Raw genomic sequence first — 22,837 nt, 5'->3', positions numbered from 1 at the left:
TTATTGATGATACCATGAAAAAAATAATAATAGGGCTCTGCCTGATCGGCCTGTCCGGAAGCTTATATGCTCAACATCGATTCACCGCTATTGTGAAAGATCACCACAGCCAAGAACCACTAGTGGGAGCCACCGCTCAAATCAAAGGTGACCCTCAGGGACAAGTAGCCGATGTCAATGGCCAAGTACAGTTCGATAACCTTCCTAAAGGCTCGGTGCAAATCGTTTTTCGGTTTGTCGGTTACGAAGATGAATCTATCACCCTCCAGTTTCCCGAAGATGATGGTCAAACCCGCACGATAGAACTGCACTCCCATGAAGAAGAGTTAGAAGAAATTACGGTAACCTCTACCCGCAGCAGTCGTACCATCGCGGATGTACCTACTCGAGTGGAAATCATTGCTGGGGAGGAACTGGACGAAAAAGCTAATATGAAACCCGGTGATATCCGGATGCTCCTCAACGAAAGCACGGGTATCCAAACCCAGCAAACGTCCGCTACTTCGGCTAACTCCAGCATCCGTATTCAGGGATTGGAGGGAAGATACACCCAGTTACTCCGCGATGGATTTCCGCTCTACGCGGGATTCTCCGGTGGGCTGAGCATCATGCAAATTCCCCCGTTGGATTTACAGCAGGTAGAGGTAATTAAAGGCAGTTCTTCTACGCTCTACGGGGGCGGAGCCATTGCTGGCTTGGTCAATCTGATCTCCCGTCGTCCGACTGAGGAACGGGTGACCGATTTCATGGTTAATCTCACTTCGGCCGGGGGCTTAGATTTAAGCGGTTTTTACGGTAAAAAGTGGAAGAAATACGGCCTTACGGTGTTTGCTTCCCGCAATAGTAATGCCGCCTACGATCCGACTGATATAGGGCTCACTGCTATTCCCCAGTTTGAGCGGTATACGCTGAATCCTACGCTCTACTGGTACCCCAGTGAAGCGACGGAAGTGAGCCTAGCACTCAATCTAAGCACCGAAGACCGACTGGGTGGCGACTTGCAGTACATAGAGGAACCTTCGGAGAACTCCAACCGCTACTTTGAGCGTAACGATACCCGAAGAACGACCAGTCAGTTTTCCCTGACCCACCGTTTCAACGAGCAGAAATCGTTAGTGGTCAAAAGTAGTTTCAATGTATTTGATCGCGATATTGAAATTCCGGACTACCGCTTTACCGGATACCAGTTGGCGTCTTTTTCCGAAGTAAATTATCAGGTTAGCACCGATAAGTTGGAGTGGATTGCGGGGTTAAATCTGTGGACCGATCGGTTCCGGGAAACCTCGTCTTTCGTTCCGGAGCGAGATCAGGATCAGACCATTGTGGGAGGATTTGTACAGAGTACCTACTTGTTTTCAGAGCAGTTTACCCTGGAAGCTGGATTGAGGGGCGATTATGTGGTAGATTACGGATGGGTGGCACTTCCCCGAATTTCTGCTTTGCTGAAGGTATCGCCTCAGCTTACCTCCCGCCTAGGCGGAGGGTTAGGCTACAAAACTCCGTCTATTTTCACCGAAGAGGCTGAGGAGCAACAGTTCCAGCAAGTACTACCGATCGTTACGGAATCCACCGCACTAGAACGATCTATCGGAGGAAACTGGGACATAAACTACCGAACCGGCCTATTTCAAGATCAGATGAGTTTATCGATCAATCATCTGTTCTTCGTCACTCAATTGACTGATCCATTGCTGCTGACGCGCACCGCAGAGGGGCTTTTCGCTTTTCGCAACGCCGATGGCTACGTATTGTCCCGAGGGATGGAAACCAATCTCAAATTGCAGTACCAGCACTTCAAACTATTTATTGGCTACACCCTCGCCGACGTAAAACAACATTTCGGTGATGAAGTAACTCCTTTGCCACTGACAGCTCAGCATCGGCTCAACAACGTACTAGTCTACGAGGTACACGGCAAGGGACGCATTGGCTTAGAAGCCTACTACTTCAGTCCCCAACCTCTTTCCGACGGGACCACTGGGCAATCGTACTGGATTTGCGGACTGATGATGGAAAAAGTATTCTCTAAGTTTTCACTGTTCCTTAACTTAGAAAACTTCTTAGACACCCGCCAGACCCGTTTTGACACCATCTTCACCGGTTCGGTAACTGATCCAACATTCCGAGATATTTACGCCCCGGTAGATGGCTTTGTGGTGAACGGCGGGGTGAAACTCAGCCTCTAGAGCTGCTTTAGAAAGGTTATTTTGCTGATGAATCATTACTCTTCTAGCGGGTTTCCAGTCCATCGATACGGGTATCATTGAATACGAGGTAGATGACGCCTGCATACTAAAAAAGCACTGCCCAGCCGGGTGGTGCTATTAAAATTTATGCTGAATCTAGATTAGGGACTCACCCAACTAATGCTAAACTGAGCGAATACTGGATTGCCCAACGAATTCTCGAATAAATAGGGGTCGTCAGAAAACAAACTCCTGAAAAAATCGCCATCGTCTACATTAAACTCCCAGTTGTACCTAAGGCCGGCCTGTACCGAAAACCAAACTGTACGAGTAATGGCCCTATCCAGGATAGCCCGAAACCTTAATTCAGAACGCCTCAGTTCAGGATCTACTCCTCCTTCAAGGTTGTCAGCCAGCGCATTGAGGCGGTAGGTGTTACCTTGAAAATTATGACCTAATGATAGGATCGTCTTTTTATTAAAATTATATACTACGTTGAGTCGGGAGGGTAATACCACATCCAGCCCCCACTTACCATCAGTTGAAGCGTACTGGTAGTAAAATACTGGTAAATAGTTAAGTGCCCCACCTAAATAAGTCCGTGAAATACCTAAACCCCACATCTTACGCTCGGTAGGCTTCCATCCGAATATGGCGGCACCAAACCAACGAGTGTACGCGAGAGGCTGCATATCGGCCAAGGTGTAGTCACCATTGAGGGTCGCCCCGCCTTGCAATATCAAGAAGTTGGTCATATTCAAAGGCTTAAAAACAACGGTAGAAATACTGGTACTATTAAGCCCGTTATCGTCTAGCGTATTGGCAAAGGGTAGTTCATTGTTGGCAGTCGCATTTTCTATATCGTAGAAGGTGCGTAGGTAATTCACTTGCAGTGCCACCGTAATGTTATTTTTAGAAATAACCGGATACTGTATGTCAATGCGAAACTCACTAGTACGATTTACCTGATAATCAGTTTCTGAGAAGCTAACATCACCAAGATTACCATTGGTACCTACATTCATGTCATAGCTACCTTGTACATCATATCCAATTGACACCAGCTTTTGGGGTATACCTCCGAGTATTCGATTAGAGCAAAAAGCTTTGACCTCTTCGGCCGGTACCAAGGTGCTAAAATCAAAATCGTCTTCCTGAGCACGTAGCGTAGTAGTGCCCATGAGGGAGGCAGCCAGTAATAGCCAATACCTAGGCTTCATAGTATTTTATTTAGATTTCATACGTACCCATACATCAGTACGGCCTACCAGCCCGAAGGGATCTAGTGAACCCCGCACCTCTAGTTTATCTTTCTTAGCCAATTCAATACTACAGTAGTATAGATTGCCCGACTTAGGGTCGTAGATTGTACCATCCGTCCACTCGTCATCGTCAAAGACAAAATCTTTTAGGTTAACCATTTTCAGAATTGGTTCACCCTCAGGATCAGTTTTGGGTTTACCCGATTCATCATTAGGTTCCTTAAGCCAAACGATACGACCGTAGTACTTCTGATTGTCCTCATTTTTATAGATTTGGATATAAGAAGTACCTTCGCTAGGCATCCAAATGCCCACAATGTCGTCAGCTTTTTGGGCATAAGAGGTCTGCACAGATACTAAGCATAAAAACAGTGCAGATAAAATGGCAAAATTTCTCATAAGTATGTATATATTTTAGTGATGCCTGTGTATTTCTCTACAAATACATGCATACAACACGCATCATAACGTGATATTGTGTTTCTATGTTTGTTGATAAGCAACTTAGACGCGGTTCTTTTCTATTGGCAAATTAAGGCGACTTGCCTCAATGTCCACTCAAATGTAGCAAGTACACCAATTCAAAACTGCTTTAGAAAAGTAATTTTGCTGATAAACTGCTGCTCTTCTAGTGGATTCTCCAGTCCATCGATGCGGGTATCGTTGAAGACGAGATAGATAAATGATAGAGGCTGATATTCCCAACTACCCCGGATGTTCCAGCGACCCTGCTCGTCAAAGGTGTTGTACTGATAAAAGGCGGATAACTGTAGTCGGGGATTCAGAGCAAAGCGGGCCCCCAGCGTAGTAAGATGGGTTCGCAGGTTTTCCTGTTGCTCACCTAACTCTTTCAAATCATTAAACTCGTAGTCGGCCGTGAGGGCTACGTGGGGGATCGGTACAAAGCGCAGCCCTGCTTCCACGCTGGTTCGCTGCCCGTTGTAGAAACCGCCCCACTCGATTGTACCTGAAACCGAAAGTTTAGCTGACTGGTCGGTACGGAAGCGAACTGCCTGCCGAGTATAGTAATAGTTGTCCTGGGCAATACGGATACCTAACGGGGCAAAATCAAAATTGATATTCTGCCAGGTCGGATAGATGGCGTATTCTAAAAAACTGTTATTGGCAAAGAATATATAGATTGGGAACAAGTAGAGGCTTCCCTGCTGAAAGTTACCCGGATTGTTAGCATCGTGGTAGTAGTTCACAAACAGTCCGGGATCGAAGCGGCGAATCCAGGGAAGGCCTTTCGGTCGCCAGATGAAGTAGCCGCCCGGGTTGTGCTGGATCACGTTCTTCTGAAAGACAAAGCCCATATCGGGATTGTAATCCTGCGACACAAAGTTGGTGAGCCAGCCCAAGTACCATCGATTGGTACTATAACCGGCGAAAAAGCGACCGGCCACTCCCAGCGTATCGTTGGAGTCATCACGCGAGCCCGATACCATATACGAAATTGTCAGCTCATCTTTCGGTCGGATAAACCCATCCACGGTCAACGTGGTATTGTTACTCTGCGCCAGTCCTAACTCCGAGGAAGCTTCGTCTAGCCGATGAGTGAGCATAACCCCCACGTTGTTTTCGGAGCCGTAGTTGTGCAGGTAGCGCGCCACCCCGAAGCTGGCTGCTGGAGAGTTTTCCGTTTCGGCCTGATGAATGTACAGTCCGGCAATCGCGCGTTTTTCGTTTCGCATGGTATAGCGCGCTCCGCCGTTAATCCGGGCGGGTTCGGCATTGAAGTCACCCTGCAAGCCAATCCGGCGACTGAAAAAGGGCACGACCGACCTATTGCCTGCTCCGGCCCAAATGCCAGAGTTTTCCAGAAAAAACTGCCTCCGTTCGGGAAAGAAGATGTTAAAGCGTTCCAGGTTGTTCACAGCTCTATCGACATCCGCTTGGGCAAAGTCGGTGTTGAAGGTTAAGTCGAGCACTGAGCGAGGATTAATCGCCCACTTTACATCACCGCCTACTTTTAGGTTCCCATCCGTGGAACGGACATCTCCTTCCTTCAAATCATCGTACTGGTACAAAGCGTAGGGCTCTACTCGGATGTTGGCACTGGGTTCAGGCAGTTCCAATCCTTTCAGTTGAGCCGCGTAAGTCATACGGTAGGGTGAAAAAGACTGAGGAATTGCCGGAAATACCGTCTGCTCGTAGTCGCGACGTGCTAAGCGATAAAAAGTCAGTCCCCAGGTGGCAGAATCACCGGTAACTGCCGGATCGCCGGTCAGACGTGACTCGGCCGGCCGTTCGTAGCGGATGGACTTGAACGGAATCGCAAACTCGGCGAAGTAACCTGAATCGGTGGGGTGAGTACGAACCGACCACAAAGCATTCCAGTCATCATCCCGGTTGGTATCGTTAAAGCTCTGCATGTCCCGCTGGTTACCGTAGGGAGTGGTTTGAAACGACACGGCATACTGCTTTAAATTTTGCGGATCAAGCTGAATACCGAAGATATCGTTCTCCCCGTACTCAAAGTCCCGTCGCAGGTCCTGCACCCGCCGCCCGGCTTTCCCTAGTGAGTCGTAGCAGAATGCTCCCACGTACAGATTCTTCTCGTCGAACAGTAATCGTACCTGAGTGGGGTAGCGATACGCCCCGCCCTGCCGAGGCTCCATCCGAAAGAAATCCTGAATTACTGAAGCATTTTGCCAAGCGGCTTCATTGAGTTTACCATCAACGGTAATATTGCCGACAGCCCGAGTAGCTTCAATCACGGGTGGGTTCTCAGGAGGGGGAAAATTTCCAGTTTCTTGAGCGTAGGACGAACCAAACGTAAGAAGCGTTATGAATAGAAAATACTTTACGTTCTTCATAAGTATTGTTGGTAATCCACGCCAGTGAGATAATCTGACAGAGCCTGCGGTAGCAGTTTTAAAAAGCCGTTCTACTACAATCATTTAGCCCTCTCTTTCATCTTGATAAACCCAAAGACAAATGTCCCACCAGCAGCTAGAAAAATTTTGCCTAAGCCCCACCAAACCGTATTCCACCGATGGCTATCTTTGGGCATTTCAAAAGCGGGCAAGTGAGCGTAGTCTTCCGACACAATGAGTTTATCCCAAAATAGTCGGGTGAAGTAGAAATCTGTGATCTCTCCATGAAAACCAGCTAATGCACTCTGAAACTGCAAAAAGGTATTCACATCGGTTTCGGCAATGTGGGCCAGGACCTCCTGCATGTTGACCGCCGGACTGAGCCAGTGAAAGTGGGATGTCCACGCGTTCCGCTGCGCTACCTGAGCGTTATACCGGTCTACCTGCTGCTGGTTGTTGATGTCTTTCAGCGACGTGAAAGCCGCGTACGCCTTGGGCAGCAGGTCGTTCTTCATCAGACTGTCGCTACCGGTCAGTTCGGGTTTGTGGGCCAAAAACTCCTGAATCACGGCCCGGGCTTCTTCTTCGTCATTCTCGTTTTCCAGCCCGGTGCGGCGGGTAAGTCCCGCCAGGGTGGCACTGCTGAGCGGATACTTCACCGTGACGATCACGTTGAGCACCGCCGGGACTACGATCAGCAGTAAGAGCCAGCAGCCTACCGCGGTGATGGCATTAAAGGCTGAGCTTTGGCGGAAGCTGATGATCAGGAACAGCAACCCAAACCAAAAAGCGCAGTACACCAGCACTCCCACCAGCCAAGCCAGAGCCGGAACCAGATTTTCTCCCTTTAGCGGATTACCCGAGGTGAATAGACCGATCAACGAGAGCAGGAAAGCGAGTTCGGTGATCAGCCCGAAATAGAATAAGAGCCGCACCAGGATGATACGGCGAAGGCTGACGGGCTGCATCTGCAATAGCGGCAGGGTACCGTTCTCCTTTTCGGATGAAAATAAGCCGTAGCAGAACGCAATGATGAGCAGCGGAAGCAGGTAGACCAGCACGAAAGAAAGATCAAAATTACCGACCATCAGGTTGACCGGGTTCGCCAGCTCGTTTTCAAAAAGTTGGTAGTGCAAACTCATGCCGGTCAGGCGATAGTAGTAGCGAAACAAATCGCGCTGACCGATCGTCAAAGCGGCATAATCGTGAGGGGGAAGAATAGCGTGGTAGCCGTGTCGGTACCAGGCGTAGGCCGGACGAGAGGCGATATCGTGTGTCTGTTCTTGCTCTAGCGTTTCCATCTCCTCGGTGAAGCTAGCTTGGTACGACGAAAATTCTTCTTGCTCCAGCGCTTGCACCGCCCGAATCGTCTGCCGTTGGGCGTTGATTTCGGATTGTCCGTAGTAAATGGCGTACATGCCAAACAAAAATGTAACCGCCAGCATCAGCAACTGAAAGCGGTTGCGGATGAGCATTTTCCACTCGTAGTAAATCAGGAGTTGGGAGGTTCTAGGCATAAAGCGGTTTGGCTTTTCGGTGGGTGTAATGAATCAGCACGAGTGCCAGCGCAGTCCAAAGAAGTAGCGAAATCACCTCCAGCCGGTAGTACTGGAGTAGTTGCCAGGCAGTGGGAGTTTGATAGGAAAAGTCCTCCATCTGCTGCCATAGGTCGCTTCCGGCTTTGTAGCCATAAAACTCCCCGTACTGAGAATTCTCGGCCATATCAGCATTCATCTTCCGAACTAGGTTCCGCCGATAGTCTTCCGCTTGTTCTTCAAAATGAATGAAGGTACGCATATCCGTGCCCGACAAGGCCATTGAGAGGTGCTGCACCGCGATGATGGGGTTCAACAGACTGGCTAGGCTACCCAATCGGTTTTGCTGATGAAAAATCTGCCGAAGCTCCCTCAAATGATGATCGTATATTGTATTGCCATATTCCTCTCCGGCTTGCATACTTACTCCCTCAAAGTTGAACGGAAGCTGCTGCACGGAATCTACTTCGTATTTCTCTAGATATTCTTTTTCTAGCGTAGCCATCCGCACCGAGCGGGGTGTTTTGCCGTCCAGTCCGTTGATTTTATCCTGCTCAATAGTGGCTTTGAACTCTCGCATCGACGGTAGCGCGTAAAAATTTTCGCTCAGGTTGGCTACCGTCTTAGGCATCAGAATACCCAGGAAGATCCAACCGGAAAGTAGGATTAACAGCGCATTTCTTCCGGTAGACGAACGCAGCGATACCCACACGGAAAAGGCAATAAAGAGAAACAGATAAGCCCCATAAACCAGAGCCAGTAGTACTGCCCGGGTAACGACATCGGGAATCGTTTCCTGCTGAGTATTCGCCAAGGACAGCATGACAATTCCCAGCAAAAAGGGCAAAAGCATTGCCGCCAGCAGAGTAACGTACGCCAGGATTTTTCCCCAGGTGAGGGTGGAAAAGGAAACGCCCTGGGCCACCAGCAGTTTGAGCGTACCACTTTCCCGCTCACGGGTAAATGCGGCAAAAGCCAGGAAGATAATGAGCAAAGGCACCAAAATTCGCAACACCAGAGCCGCACTTAGCTCACCGAAGCGAATCATACTGCTATGGTCTTGGGCGGGCCGAAACATAAACTCGTGCGGATGATGCGCCTCCAGGTACTTTGAGGTGCCAGTGTAGGCATCCAGACCGAAGTCAAAGAGGCTAAGCACCGTTTTGGGCTTGAACACAAAGGTGCCGTAGTGGGCTGCAATGTGCGGATGCTTATCACCCTGATTGAGCCACTCCTGTCGCTTTTCTGTCTGAACCTGGGTGATAATGGCCTGCTGCTGCTGGTAAGCCAGATAACCCGCGTACAAAGCTACCCCCAACAACAGCAAGATAATGCCCCCCAGCACGACCACTAGCCTTTCACGTAGAGCTACTTTGATCTCTTTCTGGGCAATCAATAATAGTAAGTGCATCAGGTAAGGTGAGTAGCTTACAATATCAATCCAGTTTTTCTAATCCGGTGATATATCCACCCGTAGAGGTGAAGAACTTACTGGCACTATTGCCCGATACATCAAACTCGTAGACCGCATTTTCTTCATTGGTTGCGATAGTGAACAACAGGTTTTGGTTTTCCATCTCGTGAATGATCATGGTTCGGGTTCCGTAAGTGGTGGGTAACCCGGGCACCGCACCTAGGCTTGACGTAGCCGCCAGATCGATTTCTACGTACTTGAACTGTGGCTGACCGGTAGCGAACTCCCAGAAATCAGATGCATCCTGCACGTTAGCCGTGAAGGTGCGTCCACCTGAAGTATGGTAGATTCCGTAGCAAATGTTGCCTACGGCAGCCTCGAGATCGAAGAAGTAGTCTTGATCAAAATCAGTTTGTCCGTTGCTGATCCGAAGTACCCCGCTAGGACTAGTGCCCCCAGCGTTGCTGGTGCCGAGCGCCTGTACGTAAATGTCGCCATTACTATCCTGTACCATACCGGAATTGGGAGCTTGACCTCCGAAGATCATTCCGGTTCTTCCGTCCGATAAGACTTTTTCTACCGTATTCGTATTTAGATCAATGACGGCGACATAAGCAGAATCATTAGCAGGCAATCCGCTGTTCTCGTAGTGCACTCCCATGAACAGCTTATCATCTCGCTCTAGCATGTCCAGATAGTAAGTACGAGTAGCTTCGGGAAGCCGATCAGTTATCAGGTTGAGCGAGACTTCATCCGTGATTCGCATGGTGGTGGGGTCAAATACGATGAGTTTAGATATTCCTCCCGCTACAGTTCCGTAAGCTTCCGTTTCGCTCTTGAAATAAAGAGTAGAAAAGGTGTTAGCTCCCGGCACGACGATTCTTTGTTCCTCCTGCGGAATAGAATCGCTGCTGACGACATATTTCACCAAATTGGCCGGAGCCCCAAAGGGGGTAGCGTACATAGCACCATCGAAAGTGACCGTGCCAGCACCACCGGTAAGCTCTACCGCACTTTCGTTCCCAATAGAAGAAAAGCCAAGATCGTCAGTCCACTGAATATAGGTCGTCAGATCGGGCCAGGCCCCACTTACGGTTGAAATGGTGTAGCCGGTTTCAATGGGAGTGTTGCTATCACCGTCACCAGGTTCAGGGTTTTCATCATCTGAGCATCCGGTCAATAGGTAGGCGGGTAAAAGTAGGGCGAGGGCGAAGTGTAGTGATTTTTTCATTTTTGTTTTTACTTTTTGTTAAAATAGGTTCTTAGGGTGGCGTACAAGGCCCTTCCCGGTCGCTGTACGCTAAAATTGTCAAAGGCTTTTTGATCCAACAGATTGGTGGCTTCCAGCGAGAGCGATAAGCGATTATCTGGTAGCGCATAGGAAATTCCGACGTTTTGAATAAACTGAGCCGGAATGGTATTCTTCAGTTCCTCTCGACCATCAACTGCCCAAAACAGGAAAAAGTCGTGTACGTAGTTGGCCGACCACCAGGCTGAAAATTGGTTTTCACTGTTGAGGAAACTATTTTTCTGATACCTGATTTCTCCGTTACCAAATAGGTAAGGCATGTTGGGCAAACGAGCGTCGTAGTAGCGATCATCTACCGATCCGGTCACCTGGCGGGGCGAACGGTTTCGGATGTCCTGATAGGTCGCGTTGGCGGTGATCTTTAAGAAATCAAAGGGGCGAAACTGTACTTCGGCATCCACTCCCCGTATCATGGCTTGCAGTAGGTTCTGGTACTGAGCAAAAAACTGGGAAGTGCGGAGCCAGATGATGTTATCGGTATGCCGAAAGAAGCCGTTAAGTTCAATATTCAACATTTTGGAACTGAACTGCCCGCCTACGTTAGCATTATGACTCTGCTCCGGCTTTAGGAACGGATTGGGTCGAACGAGCGTAAAATCGCCGAACAGTTCGATCTCATCCGGTAGCCGAGTCGCGTATTCGTAGGATGCTTTGGCCAGCAGCTTATCGGTAAAGCTGTATCGAAAGGATTGGGCGTAGCCGAAGTTGGAAACGGATTGCTGATTGGGCTGAAATTCCAGGTTCTGAATAGCATACCCGTCGGCTGAATAGGCATAGTGTTTAAGAGCGGTGTAGCTGACCAGGGCTTTCCCTAGCGTGTGCTCGTAAGCAAGGCCTGTCGCATTTTTCATCAAAACAGTGGGGTTAGCATAGTAATCCTGTCCGTAGAACTCGGCTGCCACCGGATCTTCCCCCGTCCGCTGGAACCAAGAAGTGAATACATTCAGGGTAATGCGCCCGTTTTTCCAGGGTTCGTGGTTGATATTCAACCGACTTACCGCGTTTCGGGAATTGAGTTGCAACAGATTGCGCGAGGCTGATATTTCTCCCCCATCGGTTCTTCGCCGGTACACTTCTCCGTCCCAGGTGTAGGCGTTCAGCGTGGTATCGGTAAAGTTTCCTGCTGTATGGTTCAGCCCACCGTACCATTGCAGGTCAGTGTTTGGTAGTAGCTGACGCTTTTCATACTCTAGGGAAAGCCCCCGAGTAGATTCGCTATACACCACTTCGCCGTAGGGCTGAGCCATAATGGCGTTGTGCTGTAGGTCATCACCCAGGCCAGAATAGCGAACACTCAGGATCAGTCGGTCGGCGTACGGTTTATCAACTACTCCGACATACACGTTCAGCAAGTAATTAGAAAATTGGTCGTGAAACCGCCTGACCCTGGCCGGTTCGGGATTGCCAAATTCATTGGGAATCTCCACATCGACGAAATAGTTGTTGTCGGAATGATTATAAAACGCGTTGACTCCAAAAAGGAAATTGGTTTCAGGACTGATAAACTGCCCATTCAGATTCGCTCGGTGGCTGTTAAACGATCCGAAGGAATAGGCAGCATCCAGATAGCTACTGTATTCTTTTCGGGACACAATATTGATCGCTCCGCCCAAAGCATCAGCTCCTAGGTGCACCGGAACCACTCCCTTGTAGACTTCAATTTGCTCCATCAAATTAACCGGAAGCACATTCAGCCCTAATCCCGAGCCAAAGTAGGTCAGCGGAATTCCGTCCAGAAAGAACTTTACCTGTTTGCCTGACATCCCACTGATGCTTACTTCCGCCTCACTACCGAAGCCCCCTGTCTGGCGGACATTTACTCCGGAAATTTGCTTGATAACATCACTGGTATTGTTGCTTTGGGTGTAGAGATCCTTGGTCTCCAGTACCGCTACACTAGCCGTACTTTCTCTCAGTTCTCGGGCTTCGGATTTTCCGGTCACGGTCACCTCGCTTAGCTGAGTTACTTCTTCCTCTAATTCTAGGTTGAGGCTAAACGTTTGTCCTTCTGCCAGTGTAAAGCTCTTTTCTAAGGCTTGAAAACCCATAAAAGAAGCCGTAAGTATGTACTTACCCGCTTCAAGATTTTTAAAAACAAACCGCCCGGCCTCATCAGTGACGGTAGCTTGTTTGTTGTTTAGTTGCACGTACACTCCCAGCAATTTTTCCCCGTCTTCGGAATATACCTCTCCTGATACTGACGGGCTTTGTCCGTAGCCGAGGTTGATGCTAATAATGAGCGCAGTTAGGAAAGCATAACAATGGTTCATAGTAACAATTAACCAGTGATGCTAAGCCGGGCAAAAGACAAGAAACTAACTGATACGAATAGGACAAACAATAGTAACTTTTGCTTCATAGTTGGTTTAGGGTGGATAGAAGTCGAAGTAATACGATTACTGATTTGAGTGAATAGCGGTTAGAATGATCTGATCTTTTTGAATTCCAGGATATCCCTCTGCCTCCCCAAGATTCTTCCGGTGCTGCACGTCTACCACCTCTAGTCCGTGGTGTTGCAACTGAGTAGCCATTTCTTCCGGTTGGTACAGGTTGAAGCCGTGCTGGGTAAAGGGGAGTTGCTGCATGAAATCGCGGGAGCCAAACCCCAGTACCAGTCGTCCGCCCGGTTGCAGTACGCGAACAATTTCTCGCAGATGCGCAGTGAGCGGATTCCAGAAATAGAGTGTATTAACCGATAGTATTTTGGTAAATTGCTGATCGGCAAAGGGTAGGCGATCAGAAGAACCAGCAATAAACTTCGCCTGACCCGCTGCTACCCAAGACGCATTGATCCGTTGTGCTTCCTGCACCATATCTTCGGAAATATCCACGCCCGTGTAGTGGATACGCGGGGCGTATCCACGCGGGGCAGATCGCAGCAGTTCATCTACGTGTCGCCCGGCGGCCATACCGATTTCTAGTACTCGATCACCTGGGGCGAGGGCGAGGGCGTCCATCGCTCCCCGGATCATCGTTTGGTTAGATACCGCCAGTTTCTCTCCGACTTCAGCCGCTCTCTCACCGTGCGGGTGGGCTAATTGAGCCGCTATCTCTTGTTCATTCATAGTATTGCTTGGAGGTAATCATTCGGATAGCCGGGCACTTAGAGTCTCCAGATCAGCAGTCCCGAACATCTCGGATGAGAATATTTTGTTGTAGTAGAGATCTTTTAAACCTTGGTGGTAGGCGTACATTTCGGTTACAAACTCCTGATGACTCCGCCGATCCGTCTGCGACAGGGTAGATAACTTTTCGTGTACCATCGCTGCTGGAGCCAGCCACTCCCAACGCTTTAGCATCTGATTGCGCTCAGCCACCTGAGCCTCAAACTGCTGCTTCAGCGCATTGGCTTCACTGTCCAGCAGCACAAAACTAGCGTAGTACCACTGATTGAAGTCAGCCGTATCGGCCGGAGGGAAGTCCGGGTTTTCCTGATAGAAGCGGTCAAAGACGAACGATTTGGGCATTTCCCAGTTCTTATCATTCAGGCTTCGCACGGCATGAATCATTTCTGCCCGATTAGGCGGGGGTTCCTGAGCGGATACAAACATATTGAGTAAAGCAGGAGTAATGAGCGTAAAAATCAGCCATACCCCTAAACCCAGCATGGCACTCAGCGCTGCGGTACGTTTCAGGGCAATCACTACCCCCATTAGCAAGGTCCACAGTAAACAATAGCCGCAGATGACCAGTAGCCAACTCATAAACAACCCGAATTGCTGCGCTAGTGAAATACCGTGCAGTAGAAAACCAAGCAGTAGCAGAACGGTAACTGTCGCCAGCACGATCAGCATCCGCAGCAGTCCTTTGCTAATGAGAATTGTGGTGAGCGGTACAGGTTGCGATTGCAACAGAGAGAGCGTACCGCCTTCTTTTTCACGAGCGTAGATATTGTAAAATAAGGCGATAATCAGCAGCGGAATCAGAAAGACGAAGACGTAGGACAGGTCAAAGTTTCCGGTCAGCAGTTTCATCGGGTTGGCCAGCTCGCCTACGTTCACTTGTCGGGCTAAGTCGGTCACATTAAAACCGTAGTATACCGGAAACAAATCACGCTGCCCCAAGCACAAACCCGCCAAAGGTGGCGCGTCGTGGGTGAGGTAGTAGGTAAAGTGCTTGCTCCAGCCTACTCCGGTTGGCGACACGGCTTGTTGGTACTTCTCCTGATTCGTTTCGTAGGTAGTATCCAGCGTGGACCAGTAAAGGAGACTGTCGAACTGCTGACGTTCGTACTGCTGCACTTGCGCCATGCGGGTTTCTTGTTTCTCAACCTCAAACTTACCGAAGTAGATGCCGTAGATTCCGGCCCCGAGCACCACCAGCAACAGTGCTTTCAAAATACTACTTCGCCAGAGCGACTTCCACTCGTACTGAAAAATGTGGGTGAATAGTTTCATGACTATAGTTTTGGTATTCGGTAAGCCAATTGGCTTCCAATGAAGGAAAGTGCTATTAACCACAGCACTAGTGCCGTTACACTACGCCATTGGGTAGCTAGAATGGTAGTAGTGCTAGGAAGATCGTATTGAAACGGTGGAACGCTGCTCCACATTTCCTCTCCTACTTTGTAGTCACCGTAAGCTATGCCTGGCTTGTGGTTTACCTCCATATCTTTGTTCATCAACTTTACAAAATCCCGACGATAATTTTCGGCCGCTCGGGCAAAGGTGACGTGGTGGGTAAAATCCGTACCGGCTAAGGCCATTGACAAGTGGCGAATTGCCAAATAGGGATTCAGAAAACCCACCCACTCGGATAGCCGATTCTGTCGCTGAAAAATAGACGTGACTTTCGAGAACTCATCATCATACACTTGGTCGGTGTATTCCTCTCCGGCTTGCATGGCAATGCCACTCCAGTTGACCGGAAGTTCCTCTATCGTCTCTACTCCGTGCTCCTGCAATACTTCTTCTTTAAGCGAGGCCAGACGAACATCCGAAGGGTTATGTCCGTCAATGCCATTTTTTACCTGATTGTGAATCGTTTCCCGGAATTCAAATTGGGAAGGAGCTGGGTACAGTTTGCTCGCCAAACTGGTCGCTGCCTTCGGTAAGATGATGCAGGCTACTACCCATAAGCCTAGCAGGGTCAACAGTGCCACGCCCGAACTACGGGCGAAAGCTGAAATTAGTACTCCCAGTGTAACGAAGACCAAGAAGTATACGGCGTAGCCCACCGTGAGAACTCCAAACTTGGTTGTCACCTCCGAATCCAGACTAGCTGACTGCTGATTGAGCATCAGGTAGGCTAAGACAATAATCGGCACAAAGAGTAGCAATACCATGCCGTAGATACCACCTACTTTGCCCCAGAAGAGTTTAGCCATTGACAAACCTTGTCCATGAATGAGCCGGAGAGTACCTTCTTCTCGTTCCTGACTAAAGGTGTTGAATGTCAGGAAAATAATCAACAACGGCATCAGCACCTGAAAGATCAGGGCGACGGTCATCTCACCGAAGCGAGTCATACCATTGCTGTCCTGGGCACTACTAAACAGTATTTCATTCTGTTTATGCGCCTCCAAAAAGACGGATACTCCGGTATAATTATCCAAGCCCACATCTAAAAAGCTAAGCACGGGTTTCGGCTTGAAGGCAAATTGCCCGTAGTGGGCCGCAGAGTGCGGATGCTTTTCGCCTTGATTCACCCACTGGGCGCGCATCTCCGTCTGAGCCGCTTCCCGCTCTTGCCGAAGCTGTTGTTGACCTTGCTTACCTACTAGCACAGCCGTAAGCATCAGAACTAGTAAAATACCACCGGACACTTGCAGGCGAATATCCCGCAGCGCGGTCAGAAATTCTTTTTTGATGATTAGGTTAAGCATAGACAGTAGATTTCATCGTTTCCAAGTATAGTTGCTCCAGTTCGCTCAGTGAGATTTCCTCGCTCTTCAGTGAGTGTACCAATTGCCCAGCTCGCATAATACCGATGTGCGTACCGGATTCTTTAGCCCGGAATAAATCGTGGGTAGCCATCAAAATCGCCACTTGGTTCTCTCGCAGGGTAGCTAACAGTTGAGCAAACTCGTTACTGGCTTGTGGATCTAAGCCGGAGGTTGGCTCATCCATCAGTAAGTTATCAGCTTGCTTTGCCTTGGCAATTGCAATCCCAACTTTTTGTCGCATCCCTTTGGAGTACTTGCTCACTCGTCGGTGAATAAATTCGGGCGGTAATCCTACGCTCCGGAGTAATTCTTCAGCCGAAGCTTTATCGGGCTTTTCTCCGCCTAATCCGGCAAAGAATTGCAGATTTTCCAGTCCGGTGAGTGTACCGTAGAGGTTCAGGTTTTCGGGAATATAGGCCAGGTGCTTTTTGACTTCCTGGCCTTGGGCTACAGCTAAGCCATTTACCTTTGCTATTCCGGAGGTAGGAGTAATGAAATTCATGAACAGGTTGATGGTGGTCGTCTTTCCAGCTCCGTTCGCTCCCAGTAGGCAGTAAATATCGCCTGCGGCCACCGTTAGGTTCAGATCGGTTAAAGCTGGATGCTGATCGTAGGTTTTAGATAGGCCAATGGCTTCTAGCATAGTTGTATAGATTAGATAGGTAGAAAGTAAATAGTGAGTTTATTACCTTAAGTAGGCAAGGATAATTAGAAAGCTATCGAATGAATAGACTGGATACACCACGAATGTCGGCAAGAGTTAGTCAGCCATAACTCACTAGCTAAAATTAGAGTCGAGAGAAAACGTCTGTAGCCACTACTAAGCGACTAATTCCTGAGTCAGAATATCAGACTATTTACTGGGTAACTGGGGGCCCACGTAGCCAGTAGTTTACGTTAACTTCCTGTAGGATAGATAGACAAAAGGATGCTACGTAAGCAGCAAATAGTTTGTGAAATGTTAGCGAGAAAAAGGTTAGGCTAAAAAAAGAAAGGTGCTTATAATTATCGCACAGATCACAATCTGACACTGATTGCTCCACTACTAGGTAATCTGTCACCGGTTTGATGCGAGGCGGTTCGTGCTCAGTCGCATGGAGAGCAAATAGCAGTGGTTGCACCATGAAGGATGCAGCCAGCAGTAAAGCTATTATTGGGCGGTTGTGATTCACAGAAGTGAATATACCAAGAGGTGAATTCAATTGCAACAGAGTTGCGAAAATACGCCTAATTTACCATTTAGAAGAAAGCCATTGGTGACATATGCACCTCAGAGAGAGCGATAATTATCCGGCTTTAGTTTTGATATTTGATAATGTTATTTCCTGCCACGATTACGATAACATCGCCCGAAGTGTCTGAGTAGATTTTACGAACATACTGATTAGGGAGATTAGGATCTTTGATAAATGAGTATTCATTCGTGGTCGGATTTACCTTAATAATTCCGTCTTGTGCCCCAATTACAACTTGCCCATCAATGGAATTTAAACTATTAAAAGTGCTAAAAAGTATTTCCTGGTCTCTTTCCGGGACTTCTTCAGTATTTTCGTAGCTATCAAAACTTATATCAAATACAGTTTCCCAATCTTGGTCATACCTTAACAATCTTCGGGGCCACTGGGGGGTAGTGTAGTAAAGTTCATTACCAACAGCGCGTATTTCATAACCACTACTCAGACCGGATTTATCCTCCGGAAAGAAATCAACATCCTCCTGTGAATATTTGGCTATTACGTTTCTATCTTGATACTGAAAAACTGATGAATTACTGCTCAGTGTAAATATTTCGCCACTAGATAATATCTCAATCTGACTAAGGAATTCACCAATACTATCAGTTGGATCAGAATAAAAGTCAAATTGCTGCTCATCCACATCCAATGCTAAAATATTAGCCGAAATCTGCCGCTGCTGACTTAATTCGCCCAACCCTGAAATAAAAAGAATTTGCCCACTTCCATCAATTTCTATATCGGTACAGGGTAAATCAATAAGTTTGGTAGTTCTTAAACTTTGATCTACTTTAAATATACCTTGGTTAGCGCATACACAGGCAAAATCATCATTGTAGTTAATTAAGTGATATACTATCATGTTACGCTCGTAGGTATCCAGCAAGTTTAGGCTCTGATCAGTAATAACATAACCATTAAAACCTCCAAAAATATACTTACCGCTAAACTCAATGACCTCAGTAAACTCAACGGATGACTCTAGCTCGGTCAGAATATGATTAGCAGAATCTACTAAAGGCTCATTTCTTACAGCTTCTAGAGCATCTTCTGGGGCGATTGTTTCCCTTTCTTTGCAGCCTAGAGCTAAAAAAGCGAAGATGATGAAAGTGAATATCCTCTTCATAGTGCCTGGTATTTTATGACTGATAATACTTTACAGAACGTAAAGCAACCAGCAATAGATACGATATATAGAGCCATATAAAAAGTTTACCTGCTATAAAAACACCAAATCACAGCTCAGCGGAGTGGGCTATGATTTGGTGAAGGATTATTCTCAGCAGCTCCGTTCCACACGATTGTCAAACGAAATGCTTTGTTAACTTTACCAAGCTGCGTTCTCTTTTCGGTGGAAGCCAACTCGCTTGATTAAGTCTACCGGTGCATCTAGCGTTATGGTTTTCACTGATGATAGATCTGATAACCGAAGAACGTTGATTTCCGTTTGAGAAGGTTCTAATACGTACAAAAATTCAGCGGAAGTAGTTAGCACTCGCTCGGGCTCTTCCATCAGGCGTAATCGTTCTAACTCAGTCGGGGCTTCTTTCCGGGCGTTGTCGTAGGCTGCATCCGGGGCAATCGCAATTACCTCCTGGGTCATTTCATTACCACTGGCGGCATTGTACACCACTATTTCGTCATCGGTTTTGTGCAAAATAAGATAGGCACCATCTTCGCTAAAAAAGATTGATTTTACATCGTCACCTTCGTAGAAGCGGGTCATACTTTGACTAGCCGGGTCAATACGTAGCAGACCTTGTAAGCGAACCCAGCCGTAGAATACATCTAGGTCATCATGACCAATCACCCTCCCAATCCAGTTACCACTGGTCGCATTCAGTAAGGTATCCACGTTGGGAATCAGCGAGATTTCGTTATTGGCATTGGCTACGATGACCCCATCAGTAGAGCCAAACAACGCCACTTTGCCGTTAGAAGTATTTCCGTGAATAGCACCTACCCGTACGTCTTCATTATCTACTTGAACTTGCCCTTGACCGTCCACTAGCTTAACCGCTTGGGGCAATCTCTTATTTCCCTCCGTCGGATTATCTTGAAAGGTAACGGCAAACAAACCATTATCCAGACGTACGGTTGCGCCGTGGTGCTGGGTCTGATTAGGCATAGGAATGACAGGGGCTTGGTAACCGTCAAACTCCAATCTACTTTCTTCAATATGGATAATAGAACCGTCTCCATCGTTAAATATCACGATATCATCGCCAGTATCAGAATAGTGGGTAGGCAAAGGCGAAGTAATTACTTTATCTAACCATAGTGCCTGATACTCATGACCATGGTCATTATGGTTCACAATACCCACATCAAAAAAACGGGTTTGGTTTTGGGAGCGCTCTATTGATACCAGATAACGTCCGGTAGGACTGAGGTAGTAACGGGCTCCCGGGGTCATTGGCTCACTTACCGTAAATTTGGTTTGCTCGGAGACCGGATCCATAATCATCATTTGAGTACTATCCACCATCATAGCCAGGCGGATATACTCTCCTTCAAGTTCCCCAAAAGATTGGGAAGCATCATCGGGAACAACATTGTTGTTATCATCATCGGAACAAGAAAAAGTAAGCCAGGATAGGCTTAGTAACATAAAAAATAGACGAAGATTTCTCATAGTGTTAATAGTTTTACTTTTGTTTGCGAAAGTAAAGTAGTAACAATACATTTGCAACATTGTTGCGTTAAATATTTTTTATTAATTCTCACGATCGGCCATATTTTTGGAATAGAATGCATCGGTATACCTCAATAAAGCATATTGATCGCCAGTATTTTTGTGTTTTTACCAGAAGCAATCTGATTGCGTATATCCATGTATTTATCCTTTTTGTATCCCCTTTTATTAGTTTGGCCCAGTCATTTTCACTGCGAGGACAGGTAGTTGACGAGGATCTTCAGGCTATTGCTGGAGCTCAGGTAGAACTACTGAATTCTGTTCAGTTGCAATTCACCACGTCCGAGGGCTTTTTCACCTTCAATGTTCTCACTGATACACTTTATACGCTAGCCATACGCTCGCTCGGATACGCTGAGCAACGTGTCACGCTGTCGCCCACTACCCAAAACTCTGTTCAGGTGCGTTTGCAGCCGAGTGCCAAGATTTTAGCTGAAGTGCAAATTGATGGAACTGGAATCCGCAGCACTTCCACCTCTTCCCAAGCAGTCATCACGGTAACTCGTTCTGATCTAGATCAATCCGCTGAGGGAAGCTTTGTAGATGCACTCACTCCGGTGGCAGGTATCAATGCTATCAACACTGGGGTGGGAATTGCCAAACCGGTAATTCGGGGGATGAGCTACAACCGAATTATGGTCAACGACCAAGGGGTAAAGCAGGAAGGGCAGCAGTGGGGTTCTGACCACGGGCTAGAAATTGATCAATTTGACGTACAGCAAGTAGAAATCATCAAAGGACCCGCGTCACTGCGCTACGGTTCGGATGCGATGGGTGGAGTGATCAATATTTTACCCACTCCTTTCCCCGAGAGGGGGCAACTCCAAACCGAAGTGAAGGGAATTTACCAGTACAATAACAACCTACGAGGCCTAAGTGCTGCCGCGGAAGGCAACCATCAGGGCTGGCTCTACCGACTACGCTACAGTCAGCAGGATTTCGACAACTACCGGGTACCCGCCGACCGTTTTACCTACGCCGGTTTTGAGCTACCGATTTACGACGAGCGGCTCCGCAACACCGCAGGGCAAGAACGAAACTTTGCCTTTACCACCGGGTTGAAGCGAGATTGGGGTCAATCGACGGTAAAAATCAGTCGGTTTCATCAGCGAGTAGGTTTGTTTCCGGGGGCGGTAGGCATCCCGAGTGGCTACCAACTGCAACGTTACGACCAGCGACGTAGTATCGGTCTGCCCCGGCAGGACAACACCCACTGGAAGGTCCTCTGGAATACGCAGTACGGATGGGATCGATCTATCCTGGAAATAGACGCTGGTTATCAGCACAACCAACGATTAGAAGAGTCACTGCCTCATACCCAAAACGTAGGACAAACAGCCGATGGTACCGTAGCGCACGATTTAAGGCTAAGAACGTATTCGCTAAACGCTCGGCTTATTCAAGAAATGGGTTCTCAGTGGACAGTTACCTACGGAGTACAGGGGCAACGGATGCAGAATAACTACGGCGGATTTGAGTTTCTGATTCCGGCCTTCACTACCTGGCAAGGTGGTGGATTTACCTTGGTGGAATACGCTGATTCGCCGGTTAACCCGCGCTGGCAGTTCAACGCTGGTTTGCGCTTTGACGGTGGGCAGCACGAAATCCTGGAGCATCAGCAACCATTGTACGACGAGACTCTCCAGCCAACGGGAGAGTTTGAGCAGCGCAATGCTGATCTCACCCGGCAATTTGCTGATGTCAGTGGAGCGGTGGGCGCACAGTGGCAGCCTTCGTCTACTTGGCAGATGAAGCTCAATGTTGGTACTAGCTTTCGGATGCCCACTGCCATAGAACTGGCGTCTAATGGTGTTCATCACGGCACGTTCCGCCATGAGTTGGGTAATCCTGATTTGCAATCGGAACGTGGCTATCAGCTTGACTACGCGCTTACTTACCAACAAGGTAAAATAAGCAGCACACTTACTCCGTTTGTGGCTTACTACGATCAATATATTTACTTAGCCCCGACTGCTTCGTTCAGCCGTTTGCCCTCGGGTAGTCAGCTTACCTGGGAGTTTCGGCAGGCTGACGCTAGCTTCTGGGGCGGTGAGTGGGTTACTAACTATCAACCAATATCGAACCTAAACGTACAAGCTTCGCTAGAATACGTTGCTAACTACAATCTTGACTTTCAGTTACCGCTACCGCTCACTCCGCCCTTTTCAGCCCTGGGTGAAGTGACGTATCAAATTATTACCCAGCAAGGGTGGCTACAATCGCTAGAGCTACACGGTGACGTTCGCTGGGTAGCTGACCAAAACCGGGTAGACCGCAACGAACGGGCGACGCCCGGCTATACCCTGCTCGGTGGGGGGATAAGTAGTGAATGGCTGATGGGCGATACATTTTTTAATATAATGGTGCAGGTAGACAATGCACTCAACACCCAATATCTACACCATCTGAGTCGTTACCGTTTACTGAATTTACCCGAACCGGGCCGTAATGTGGTAGTCACGTTACGAGTTCCTCTGTCTTTTAATTTAAATTCCTAA

At 48.0% G+C, this 22,837-nt stretch carries 16 protein-coding genes; 2 read left to right on the top strand and 14 right to left on the bottom strand.

All coding sequences use genetic code 11. The annotated features are described in order from the left end of the window. Positions 1-14 precede the first annotated feature (14 nt). Positions 15-2,186: a TonB-dependent receptor gene (locus P0M28_RS04185; protein ID WP_302208264.1), complete on the top strand. Its 2,172-nt coding sequence runs from the start codon at positions 15-17 to the stop codon at positions 2,184-2,186. A gap of 161 nt (positions 2,187-2,347) precedes the next feature. Here the strand turns inward: P0M28_RS04185 and P0M28_RS04180 are convergent, their stop codons facing one another. The 14 genes from P0M28_RS04180 to P0M28_RS04115 all read right to left on the bottom strand — a co-directional run bounded on the left by P0M28_RS04180 (position 2,348) and on the right by P0M28_RS04115 (position 20,279). Next, the gene (locus tag P0M28_RS04180; RefSeq protein ID WP_302208263.1) at positions 2,348-3,406 is read right to left on the bottom strand and encodes a DUF6268 family outer membrane beta-barrel protein; all 1,059 of its coding nucleotides are present in this window, start codon (positions 3,404-3,406) and stop codon (positions 2,348-2,350) included. Positions 3,407-3,412: 6 nt separating this feature from the next. Continuing rightward, complete coding sequence (locus P0M28_RS04175; RefSeq protein WP_302208262.1) at positions 3,413-3,847, bottom strand: DUF2147 domain-containing protein; 435 nt, start codon at positions 3,845-3,847, stop codon at positions 3,413-3,415. A gap of 182 nt (positions 3,848-4,029) precedes the next feature. Further along, complete coding sequence (locus P0M28_RS04170; protein WP_302208260.1) at positions 4,030-6,267, bottom strand: DUF5916 domain-containing protein; 2,238 nt, start codon at positions 6,265-6,267, stop codon at positions 4,030-4,032. Positions 6,268-6,347: 80 nt separating this feature from the next. Then, positions 6,348-7,784, bottom strand: coding sequence for a DUF3526 domain-containing protein (locus tag P0M28_RS04165; protein WP_302208259.1), 1,437 nt, complete (start codon positions 7,782-7,784; stop codon positions 6,348-6,350). Then, positions 7,777-9,213, bottom strand: coding sequence for an ABC transporter permease (locus tag P0M28_RS04160; RefSeq protein ID WP_302208258.1), 1,437 nt, complete (start codon positions 9,211-9,213; stop codon positions 7,777-7,779). Before P0M28_RS04160 ends, P0M28_RS04165 begins: the two co-directional genes overlap by 8 nt. A gap of 25 nt (positions 9,214-9,238) precedes the next feature. Beyond that, positions 9,239-10,447, bottom strand: a complete 1,209-nt coding sequence (locus tag P0M28_RS04155) for a DUF4374 domain-containing protein (protein WP_302208257.1) — start codon at positions 10,445-10,447, stop codon at positions 9,239-9,241. An 8-nt stretch (positions 10,448-10,455) separates the two neighbouring features. Further along, entirely contained in the window at positions 10,456-12,795 is a 2,340-nt protein-coding gene (locus P0M28_RS04150; protein ID WP_302208256.1) for a TonB-dependent receptor, read from the bottom strand. 126 nt (positions 12,796-12,921) lie between these two features. Beyond that, the gene (locus tag P0M28_RS04145; protein WP_302208255.1) at positions 12,922-13,590 is read right to left on the bottom strand and encodes a class I SAM-dependent methyltransferase; all 669 of its coding nucleotides are present in this window, start codon (positions 13,588-13,590) and stop codon (positions 12,922-12,924) included. 18 nt (positions 13,591-13,608) lie between these two features. Further along, positions 13,609-14,922, bottom strand: coding sequence for a DUF3526 domain-containing protein (locus P0M28_RS04140; RefSeq protein WP_302208254.1), 1,314 nt, complete (start codon positions 14,920-14,922; stop codon positions 13,609-13,611). Positions 14,923-14,924: 2 nt separating this feature from the next. Next, positions 14,925-16,349, bottom strand: a complete 1,425-nt coding sequence (locus P0M28_RS04135; RefSeq protein ID WP_302208252.1) for an ABC transporter permease — start codon at positions 16,347-16,349, stop codon at positions 14,925-14,927. Then, positions 16,342-17,052, bottom strand: coding sequence for an ABC transporter ATP-binding protein (locus P0M28_RS04130; protein WP_302208251.1), 711 nt, complete (start codon positions 17,050-17,052; stop codon positions 16,342-16,344). The genes P0M28_RS04135 and P0M28_RS04130 overlap by 8 nt, the downstream gene beginning before the upstream one ends. A gap of 214 nt (positions 17,053-17,266) precedes the next feature. Then, entirely contained in the window at positions 17,267-17,581 is a 315-nt protein-coding gene (locus P0M28_RS04125) for a hypothetical protein (RefSeq protein ID WP_302208250.1), read from the bottom strand. Positions 17,582-17,705: 124 nt separating this feature from the next. Continuing rightward, positions 17,706-18,770, bottom strand: coding sequence for a hypothetical protein (locus P0M28_RS04120; RefSeq protein WP_302208249.1), 1,065 nt, complete (start codon positions 18,768-18,770; stop codon positions 17,706-17,708). Between the two features lie 201 nt (positions 18,771-18,971). Continuing rightward, the gene (locus P0M28_RS04115; RefSeq protein WP_302208247.1) at positions 18,972-20,279 is read right to left on the bottom strand and encodes a hypothetical protein; all 1,308 of its coding nucleotides are present in this window, start codon (positions 20,277-20,279) and stop codon (positions 18,972-18,974) included. Between the two features lie 233 nt (positions 20,280-20,512). Here P0M28_RS04115 and P0M28_RS04110 point away from each other — a divergent pair, with 233 nt between their 5' ends. Continuing rightward, positions 20,513-22,837, top strand: a complete 2,325-nt coding sequence (locus P0M28_RS04110; protein ID WP_302208246.1) for a TonB-dependent receptor — start codon at positions 20,513-20,515, stop codon at positions 22,835-22,837.

The sequence above is a fragment of the Tunicatimonas pelagia genome, from assembly GCF_030506325.1.
Taxonomy (GTDB): Bacteria; Bacteroidota; Bacteroidia; order Cytophagales; family Cyclobacteriaceae; genus Tunicatimonas; species Tunicatimonas pelagia.
The sequence above is the reverse complement of the archived record's forward strand: the minus strand, read 5'-3'. Positions and strand labels throughout refer to the sequence as shown.